General features: G+C 33.4%; 9 protein-coding genes. 6 read left to right on the forward strand and 3 right to left on the reverse strand.

Annotation, left to right across the window (positions count from 1 at the left end; all coding sequences use genetic code 11):
* Positions 1-45: 45 nt before the first annotated feature.
* The 3 genes from nadB to VBY68_RS04360 form a co-directional block, all read right to left on the reverse strand.
* Positions 46-1,623 (reverse strand): L-aspartate oxidase, encoded by a 1,578-nt coding sequence (nadB, locus tag VBY68_RS04350; RefSeq protein WP_415269001.1) that lies wholly within the window; start codon positions 1,621-1,623, stop codon positions 46-48.
* The gene (gene nadA / locus VBY68_RS04355; RefSeq protein WP_415269002.1) at positions 1,624-2,550 is read right to left on the reverse strand and encodes a quinolinate synthase NadA; all 927 of its coding nucleotides are present in this window, start codon (positions 2,548-2,550) and stop codon (positions 1,624-1,626) included.
* Between the two features lie 98 nt (positions 2,551-2,648).
* Positions 2,649-2,987, reverse strand: a complete 339-nt coding sequence (locus VBY68_RS04360; protein ID WP_415269003.1) for a winged helix-turn-helix domain-containing protein — start codon at positions 2,985-2,987, stop codon at positions 2,649-2,651.
* 271 nt (positions 2,988-3,258) lie between these two features.
* Between VBY68_RS04360 and VBY68_RS04365 the strand changes: the two genes are divergently transcribed.
* From VBY68_RS04365 to dsrP, 6 genes are read left to right on the forward strand one after another with little or no spacing between them, the layout of a single operon-like run.
* Positions 3,259-3,498, forward strand: a complete 240-nt coding sequence (locus VBY68_RS04365) for a hypothetical protein (RefSeq protein WP_273694153.1) — start codon at positions 3,259-3,261, stop codon at positions 3,496-3,498.
* 4 nt (positions 3,499-3,502) lie between these two features.
* Complete coding sequence (locus tag VBY68_RS04370; protein WP_415269004.1) at positions 3,503-5,830, forward strand: molybdopterin-dependent oxidoreductase; 2,328 nt, start codon at positions 3,503-3,505, stop codon at positions 5,828-5,830.
* Between the two features lie 4 nt (positions 5,831-5,834).
* The gene (locus VBY68_RS04375; RefSeq protein WP_415269005.1) at positions 5,835-6,524 is read left to right on the forward strand and encodes a nitrate reductase cytochrome c-type subunit; all 690 of its coding nucleotides are present in this window, start codon (positions 5,835-5,837) and stop codon (positions 6,522-6,524) included.
* Positions 6,524-7,150, forward strand: coding sequence for a cytochrome c3 family protein (locus VBY68_RS04380; protein WP_273694150.1), 627 nt, complete (start codon positions 6,524-6,526; stop codon positions 7,148-7,150). Before VBY68_RS04375 ends, VBY68_RS04380 begins: the two co-directional genes overlap by 1 nt.
* Positions 7,151-7,156: 6 nt before the next feature.
* Complete coding sequence (locus tag VBY68_RS04385) at positions 7,157-8,284, forward strand: 4Fe-4S dicluster domain-containing protein (protein WP_415269006.1); 1,128 nt, start codon at positions 7,157-7,159, stop codon at positions 8,282-8,284.
* A 10-nt stretch (positions 8,285-8,294) separates the two neighbouring features.
* Entirely contained in the window at positions 8,295-9,512 is a 1,218-nt protein-coding gene (gene dsrP, locus VBY68_RS04390) for a sulfate reduction electron transfer complex DsrMKJOP subunit DsrP (protein WP_415269007.1), read from the forward strand.
* Positions 9,513-9,994: the final 482 nt, after the last annotated feature.

The following is a 9,994-nucleotide window of genomic DNA, read 5'->3' on the forward strand; positions in this document are numbered from 1 at the left end:
ATGTCACAAGAAAGTACTGTTTAATTAATGATAAAAGTCATGGGATTAGACTAATTTACGAACCTCTTTGATGGTATTGTCAATGTTAAAAAAGCCTCCTTTGTTTTCTTTTCTTTCTATAGATTGATTAATAATTAAATGCGCTACATTAATCATATTTCTTAACTCACACAAAGCAATCGTTACTTTAGATTCTTTATATAACTTCTCTACTTTATTATAAAGTATTTCAAGTTTGTTTTTTGCTATGATTAACCGTGAATTACTTCTAACAATTCCTGCGTAATCTCGCATTAAAGCTTGTAACTCTTTTAAGCTGTTATCAATTACTTCAGTCTCTTTATTTATCAGCACTCCCTCATCATTCCATTCTGGTATCTCAACAGGTAAGTAAGGTGAATTATTCTCTGATAAAAATTTAAAAATATTATGAGCATACACCAATGCTTCTAACAAAGAATTAGAAGCTAATCTATTAGCTCCATGTAATCCTGTTCTTGAGGTTTCTCCACAACAAAATAAATTTTGAACGGTTGTTTTTCCATATTTATCAACCACAATACCTCCACATAAATAATGTGAAGCAGGTACTACCGGTATCCAATCTTTTGCGACATCAATACTTAAACTCTTACATTTTTCATAAATAGTTGGAAAATGTTTTTGAAAAGCTATCATACCTAGATGCGTACAATCTAAAAACACACAAGGATCTCCTGATTCCTTTAGTTCTTTGTCTATAGATTGGGAAACGATATCTCGCGATGCTAATTCTCCTCTAGCGTCATAATTTAGCATAAAACGATTTCCTTTTTTATCTCTTAAATAAGCTCCAAACCCTCTTACTGCCTCTGAAATTAAAAAAGAAGAACCTCCTTCTTTGTTATACAATACAGTTGGATGAAATTGAACAAACTCCATATCTTTTATAACCGCTTTTGCTCTGTATGCCATTGCTACACCATCTCCAGTAGCAATTATAGGATTTGTAGTATGTCCGTAAACGTTGCCAATTCCTCCAGAAGCTAGTATTGTATTATTCGCTTTTATTGTAAAAACTTTCTCTGTTTTTTCATTTAGCACATAGGCACCATAACACCTTGTTTGCTTTCTTTCTTTTGACTTTAACTGATGCTCTGTAATTAAATCGATAGAAAAGTGATGTGATAAAAGTTTAGTGTTTTTTAACTGGTGAATACGTTGTAACAAAGCTCTTTCAATCTCATATCCTGTTATATCTTTATGGTGTACCACCCGATACTCTGAATGCCCTCCCTCTTTACCTAAATCAAAACTACCTTCTGTGTTTATATCAAAATTAGCTCCCCAAGTAATGAGTTCTTTAAACCGTTTTGGTCCTTCATTGACTACCATTTCAACAATGGTTCTATCACACAAACCATCACCCGCTATTAATGTATCTTGAATATGTTTTTGAAATGAATCTTTCTCCTTATCCAAAACAACTGCTACTCCTCCTTGAGCGTACTTAGTATTAGACTCATCTTTGCTTCCTTTAGTTATTATGGTTACTGTTTTATTAGGAAACTTTTCTGCTATCTTAACCGCAAAAGTAAGTCCTGCAACTCCTGATCCTATTACTAAATAATCGGTTATTATCATCTATTTTGAAAGTTCTAGCATACGTTGAATTGGTACCAATGCCTTTTCTCTAATATTTTTCGACACCTCAATTTTGGGGCTTTCATGCAATAAGCAATCATATAACTTTTGCATAGTATTTACTTTCATATAAGCACATTCACTACATGCACATGTATTATCTTCTTTAGCTGGGGCAGGAATTAATTCTGTATTTGGAACTTCTTGTTGCATTTTATGTAAAATTCCAGCCTCTGTTGCCACAATAAACTTTTGATTAGAGTACTCTTTAACATAATTAATCATTCCTGCTGTTGAACCAACATACGTAGCTGTTTTTAAAATATGCTCTTCAGATTCAGGATGTGCAATTATTTTATAATCAGGATATTTTTTATGTAACTCTATCAGTTTATCTATAGAAAAAGCTTCGTGAACTACACAACTACCATCCCATAGGAGCATATCTCTACCAGTTTGTTTTATAATATATTTTCCTAAATTTCTATCAGGAGCAAAAATAATTGGAGTGTTTTTAGGTATAGATTCGACTATTTTGAGTGCATTAGAAGAAGTACAAACAATATCAGTTAACGCTTTAACTTCTGCACTACAATTTACATAAGTCACTACCTTATGATCTGGGTGTTCTTTTATAAATTTTTCAAATTCTTTAGATGGGCATGATTCTGCTAAAGAACAGCCTGCTTCTAAATCAGGTAAAACAACTGTTTTTGTAGGGTTTAAAATCTTAGCTGTTTCAGCCATAAAATGTACTCCTGCAAATACAATTAAATCTGCATCTGTTTCTGCTGCTTTTTGTGACAAACCTAAACTATCACCTACGTAGTCAGCCACATCTTGTATTTCAGTATCTTGGTAATAGTGAGCTAATATAACCGCATTTTTTTCTGACTTTAAACACGTAATTTTATCTTTTAATGTCATATATTTATAAATAATTCTAGATGCGAAAGTAGTTGGACAGCTAAATTTAAAATATGATATTAGTCATGCTTTCTACTTCTTATTTTCTGCTATTTAAATTAGTCTAATGAGTATTTTTTTAGCTGTTTATCTAAGTACTTCCAACAGTTGGTATTAATATTCTCATACATTTCTATAAGTTTAAAACCATGCTCTGTTAATGTAGTTCCACCACCTCCAGAACCTCCTGATATTTTTACGACAACTGGTTTCATTGATTTTTTATTTACTGAATCAATTAAGTTCCATGCTTTTTTATAGGACATTCCCAATTCTCTTGCTGATTTTGATAATGATTTAGTTTCTTTAATGGACTTCAATAGCCTAATTCTTCCTTCTCCTAAAAAAGTAGTATCACCTACTTCTATCCATATTCTACTTTTAATTTTATACGTCATAAACTTTACTTCAACTAGATCACAAAATTAAAGGCAAACTCATTTTTAGATTATGAGGCTAATCATAAACAGTAAATTATTTAAAATAATTATAAATTATATTTTTGTTTTATTTAAAAAAAGACAAAAAAGTCTTTAATCACTTCACTTCCAAGCCTATTCGTTGTTTCCACAAAAACATAACGTACTGAATAACTACACATTATGATAAATATCATTTTTTCCATATTCATATATTTATTAATTTGTTAAGGAAATTAACAACTATTCTATGCCTATAAAAAGTTATTTAGCCCATCCTCATGATGGTAAAAAAAATGAGCTTATTCAAGTGCTTTCCTCTATAAAAGAATGTGATGTTCTTCCTGCAGAAAACAAAGATGTTTTGGTTTTAGTAACGGAAACAGAAACTAAAGCAGAAGAAGATATTTTAAAACAAAAATTAGAAGCTATTAGTAGTTTAAAATTACTTGCAATGGTTTCTGGATTCAATACACCTAAAAACAATTAACCCTATGTATACTTCAACAACAAATAGAAGAAGTTTTATAAAAAAGATGGCGGTATTATCTGCAATGACAGCTGCTGCCACCATGTTTCCAGGAATTATGTTTGCTGGAGAACAAGAAAAGCAATTACCAAAAGGAGGAAATTTAAATTGGAAAAAGGCTCCTTGCCGATTTTGTGGTGTTGGATGTGGGGTAATGGTTGGTGTTGAAAACGGAAAAGCAGTCGCAGTAAAAGGAGACCCAAAATCACCTGTAAATAAAGGTTTATGTTGTGTTAAAGGATATCACTCTGTAATGGCTATGTACGGTAAAGACCGCTTAACAAAGCCTTTAGTTAAGAAAAATGGAAGGTATGTAGAAACTTCAATGAAAGAAGCTTTAGATTTAATTGCTTCTAAAATGAAGGAAACCATTAAAGATTATGGTAAAGATGCTGTTTCTATTTATGGTTCAGGGCAATGGACTATTCCTGATGGATATGTAGCCTCTAAACTCTTTAAAGGGTGCATCGGTACTAATAATGTTGAAGCCAATGCCCGTTTATGTATGGCTAGTGCTGTAACTGGTTTCTTAACTTCTTTTGGAATTGACGAACCTATGGGCTGTTACGAAGATATTGACCATGCTGATGTGTTTATTCTTTGGGGAAATAATATGGCAGAAATGCACCCTGTATTATTTTCTAGATTGTTAGATCAACGCTTAAAAAGAGGTGTGAAAATTATCGATTTTGCTACGCGTACCACTCGTACAAGTATGGCGGCTGATAAATCTATTCTGTTTTTACCTCAAACCGATTTAGCAGTTGCCAATGCAATATGTTATGAAATAATAAAAAATGGTTGGGTTAATAAATCTTTTGTTGAAAAACATTGTAACTTCAGTAAAGGATTAACCAATATGGGGTACGGTTTAGAAGACAACTATAAGTTTAAAGACAAACCAGAAAAAATCAGTTTCAAAGATTATAAAAAGTTTTTAGAAGACTACACACCTGAAAAAGTAGAAAAAATATCAGGAGTGTCTGCTAAAGACATTAAATATATGGCTGCATATTATGGTGATCCTAATAAAAAAGTGATGTCACTTTGGTGTATGGGACCAAACCAACACAGTAGAGGTACTTGGATGAATAACTTGATTTATAACATCCATTTATTAACAGGAAAAATATCTACTCCTGGTAATAGCCCTTTCTCATTAACAGGACAACCATCAGCTTGTGGTACTGTAAGAGAAGTAGGAACTTTAACACATAAACTTCCTCATGGAGTGGTAATGAATAAAAAACATCGTGAATTTGCGGCTAAAATATGGGATGTTCCTGTCGAAAATATCGATCCAAAACCAACCTATCACACCGTTGAAATGTTTAGAGCATTAGATAGAGGTGATATTCGTTTTATGTGGATTCAGGTAACAAACCCTATGGTAACCATGCCTAAATTAAAGCGTTATAGAGATGGTACCAAAAAAGAAGGGCGTTTTATTGTTGTATCTGACATCTACCCTACACCAACTACTGATATTGCCGATGTAATTTTACCTTCTGCTATGTGGGTTGAACGTGAAGGTATGTACGGAAACTCTGAACGTAGAACTCAATATTTTGAGCAAATGGTACAGCCACCAGGTGAAGCAATGAGTGATACTTGGCAATTAATAGAAGTTGCAAAACGATTAGGGTACGAAAAGCAGTTTTACTACGATGAAGAAACCCATATTGAAGAAATTTATGCCGAATATCGTAAACATCACGATAATAAAAAACATAATATGGCTCCATTAGAAGTGCTTAAAGAAAACCCTGGAATGCAATGGCCTTATGTTGATGGAAAGTCTACTCAATGGCGTTTTAATTCTAAATACGATCCAGCCTGTAGTAATGGAGAAGATTTTCATTTCTATGGAAAACCAGACGGAAAAGCAGTTATTTGGCAACGTCCTTATGAACCAGCTGCCGAAGAACCAGATGCAGAATACCCATTCTGGCTAAACACAGGTCGTGTTGTCGAGCACTGGCACACAGGCTCCATGACCAGACGTATTCCTGTATTACACAAAGCAATGCCTCATTCGTATGTAGAGTTAAACCCAGGTGACGCTAAACGAATGCAAATAAAAAATGGCGATAACGTAAAATTAACAACACGTAGAGGTGAAATAGTTTTACCAGTATCTGTAAATCAAAGAGGGGTACCTGCACCAATGCAAGTATTTGTTCCATTCTTTGATGAAAACATGTTAATTAACGAAATAACACTAGATTCTTTCTGTCCTATTTCTAAAGAGCCAGATTATAAAAAGTGTGCCGTTAAAGTAGAAAAAGCTTAAAATTATGAGAAAACGTTTAGGAATCATATCTCTTTTTATCATTCTATTTATAGCTTTCATTACTATATGGAATTATAGCTACTATCAAGGTCAAGAAGAAGCCTATATACCAATAGAAAACGACAGGCCTATACCTATTATTCCGTCAGAAACTGGTGTTTTTCAACGTTCAGAATATGCATTAGATTATACTAACATGCCCGTAGACGAAAATCATCAAAGAAGTATGAAAACGTATTACGATAATAGAGCTTTTCATGGTGCACCACCTAGCATTCCTCATGAAGTTACTAGTGAACGTAGTATGGGAGAAAACACTTGCTTAAAGTGCCATGAAAATGGTGGTTATGTAGATAAGTTTGAAGCATTTGCTCCAGTAACACCACATCCCGAAATGGTAAACTGCCGCCAATGTCATGTCCCTCAAAAAACCCAAACATTATTTAAAGGAACTAATTTTAAAAGAGGTACTATTCCAACAGTAGGAACTAACAATGCTTTGGCAGGAAGCCCTCCTGTAATTCCACATCAATTACAATTACGAGAGAATTGTTTAGCATGTCATGCAGGGCCAAGTGCTCCAAAAGAAATTAGAGTTACACATCCAGAGCGAGTAAACTGTCGTCAGTGCCATGTTCCTAATAATAAAGTAACTGAAGATATTGGAACTTTTATCAGAAAATTTGAAAACTAATGAACTACAATCAGCATATAAAACTAATAAGTTACTTCTTTTTTATCTCTCTTTTAATTGTTTCTTGTAAACATAAAGAAGATGAATATCATAGTATAACAGATAAAATAGAAGCAGAAAGTAAAAACTACCATGGTATTTCAATTTCTTCAGAAAAATATCTTGAAGGCTTAAAAACTATTGAAGTTACCGAAAATGGTCAAACTTTTTTAATTCCTGAAAGAAAAGGAGAAATAAAATCCTATGCCTGTACCGAATGTCATAACAAACCACTGCATCAAATGCAAAGTGATGACAAAAAAAAGGCACATTGGAATATCAAAATAAATCATGCTGATGAGAATACTATGAATTGTACAACCTGTCACGATGGTGAAAATCCTGATAATTTAAGAAGCTTAACTAATAATTCTATAGACTTTAACATGAGCTATAAATTATGCAGTCAATGCCACCAAAAACAGTATAAAGATTGGACAGGAGGTGCACATGGTAAACGTATTAAAAGTTGGGCTTCACCAAGAGCATCAATGACATGTGTTAATTGTCACAACCCACATTCTCCTAGTTTTCATACTAAGTGGCCAGCACGATTTAATACCCAAAAAGTTAAAGAACGAAAATAATCAGGCATGAATAACAACAATAAAAAGTGGTTTACACTCAATTTAAACAGTAAGCATAAACAAACATCCAGTTCTTGTGGATGTGGCAAAACTTCTGGTGGGTGTGACTCTCATAAACCTAAGAATGAATTATCCGAAAATGAGTTTTTTGAAGCTGCTGTAGATGCATCAATTGGCGAAGAAAAATATAAAGACGGATTCGATCAGGTATTCGATGTAAAAATGGATCGTAGGTCTGCCTTTAAAAAACTAACAGCAAGCTTACTTATTGGAGCTGGAGCAATGTCTGCTTGTACAAGCGTTACTTCTAGTGACGAATCTAAAGAAAAAGCACAGATTGATTGGGAAGAGCAGTTTAAAGGTAACTATAAACTCATGACCGATGAAGAAAAAGAAGCAACCGTAAATCGCTTAGTCCGTTCGTATCAATTACGTACTGGAAAAACTATAAACATGTCTTCTAAAAATGCTGAAGAAGATGTGCTATTTGGTTATGCTTTTAACATCTCTAAATGTCAAGGGTATATGGACTGTGTGAGTGCTTGTGTAAAAGAAAATAATCAAGATCGTAATTCGCAAATGCAATACATCAGAATTCATGAAATGAAAGACGGTAAAGGTTTTAACTTTAATGAAGCTGATGATAATTATTACCATGAAGTTCCTGCTGAAGGTCACTTTTATATGGGAACTCAATGTTTTCACTGTGATAACCCACCGTGTGTAGAAGTATGTCCTGTACAGGCTACTTGGAGAGAAAAAGACGGATTAGTAGTTGTTGATTACGATTGGTGTGTCGGTTGTCGCTATTGTATGGCTGCATGTCCATACGATGGTCGTAGATTCAACTGGAGCAAACCAGAAGTTCCAGAAGAAGAGATAAACCATAACCAACATTACTTAGGAAACCGAATGCGTAAAAAAGGAGTAATGGAAAAATGTACTTTCTGTGTACAACGCTCCAGAGCAGGTAAAAATCCAGCTTGTGTAGAGGCTTGCCCTACAGGTGCACGTATTTTTGGAAACCTATTAGATCCTAATAGCACCATTCGTTGGGTATTAGAAAATAAAAAAGTATTCAGATTAAAAGAAGATTTAGGTACCGAACCAAAGTTTTGGTATTTCATGGACTAAAATAAAAACAATGAAACAACTTAAAGTTTTTGGGAGCTTAGTTAAAGACAGTTTAGATATCATCACTAAAGGCTCTAAAAAATACCACCTATGGATGGCTTTCTTAACCTTAGTTATATTAATAGGTATGTATTGTTATTCAATTCAATTAGAACATGGATTAAGTGTTACTGGTATGACAGATAGAGTCAGCTGGGGATTATATATATCTAACTTCACGTTTTTAGTAGGAGTTGCAGCAGCTGCCGTTATGTTAGTAATGCCTACTTATGTATTAAAAGATATTGACTTTAAACAAGCCGTTTTAATTGGTGAAGGTTTAGCCGTTGCTGCACTAATTATGTGTTTAGCCTTTGTTGTTGCCGATATGGGAGGACCTTCTGTTTTATGGCATATGATTCCTGGTTTTGGTGTTTTTAATTTTCCTAATTCTATGCTTACCTGGGATGTAATTGTATTAAACGGATACTTGTTTCTAAACATCACCATTCCGTTTTATATCTTATTCAGACATTATCAAGGTAAAGAAGCAAAAACAAGTGTGTATGTACCAGGAGCTGTATTATCTGTGTTTTGGGCTGTAGGTATTCACTTAGTTACAGCATTTCTTTATCAAGGTTTACAAGCACGTCCTTTTTGGAATAATGCTTTATTAGGACCTCGATTTTTAGCATCTGCATTTGCTGCTGGTCCAGCTTTAATTATTTTAGTATTAGCTATTATTAGAACCTTTACAGCTTTTAAAATTGAAGATAAGACTATCAAGAAAATAGCAATGGTTGTTACTGTTGCCGCTCAAATAAATATTATCATGTTGATATCTGAGCTATTTAAAGAATTCTACGCTCCTACACACCACAGTGAAAGCGCTTATTACCTGTTTTTTGGTTTAGATGGAAAAACAGCTTTATTACCATGGATATGGACAGCTATTTCTTTAAACCTATTAGCTACAATTATCTTAAGTTTTCATGAGCTTCGCAACAACTTAAAAGTTTTATATTTTGCTTGTTTTATACTATTTATAGCAATATGGATTGAAAAAGGATTCGGTTTAATTGTTCCTGGATTTATACCTGGACCATATGGAAAAATAGCTGAATACACACCCACTGGAATAGAAATTGGAGTTACCCTAGGTATTTGGGCTTTAGGAGCGCTGATATTTACTGTTTTGGCTAAAACGGCTATTGGAATAGAAACTGGTAAACTGCGTTACAAAAAATAGAAGAACAAAATATTTCATAACAAACTTAAATCCCTATAACCTTTAAAGATTATAGGGATTTTTATTCTCAAGTGGAACTATTTCTAGACCCAATTAAAAAATACTCCAACTTCTCATCTATAAAGACTCGCTGTAATATATCCGCTATCAAATAATCCTCATTATTACTCTCTGGTAAATATTCAGTCTTTAAAGATAACTTGAACATATAACTACCTTTGTTTGATTATTTGTTATACTTAATAAAGTATAAAAAGTTTATTGTTCTGTATAATTGAGGGTAATTAATATAGGATAGGAGTTTATTTTATATACACTATATAGATTCAAGTGGTTGTTGCCCATCAGTAAAAAGAAGTTTGATTAAAATAAGATCAAAAAAAAACCTCAATCTAATAAAAGATTGAGGTTTAAAAGAAAGGCAACGACCTACTCTCCCACCAGTGGCAGTACCATCGGCGCTAATGGGCTTAACTTCTCTG

Origin of the sequence: Tenacibaculum ascidiaceicola, from assembly GCF_047470925.1 — a bacterium.
In the GTDB taxonomy this organism is placed as follows: Bacteria; Bacteroidota; Bacteroidia; order Flavobacteriales; family Flavobacteriaceae; genus Polaribacter; species Polaribacter discolor.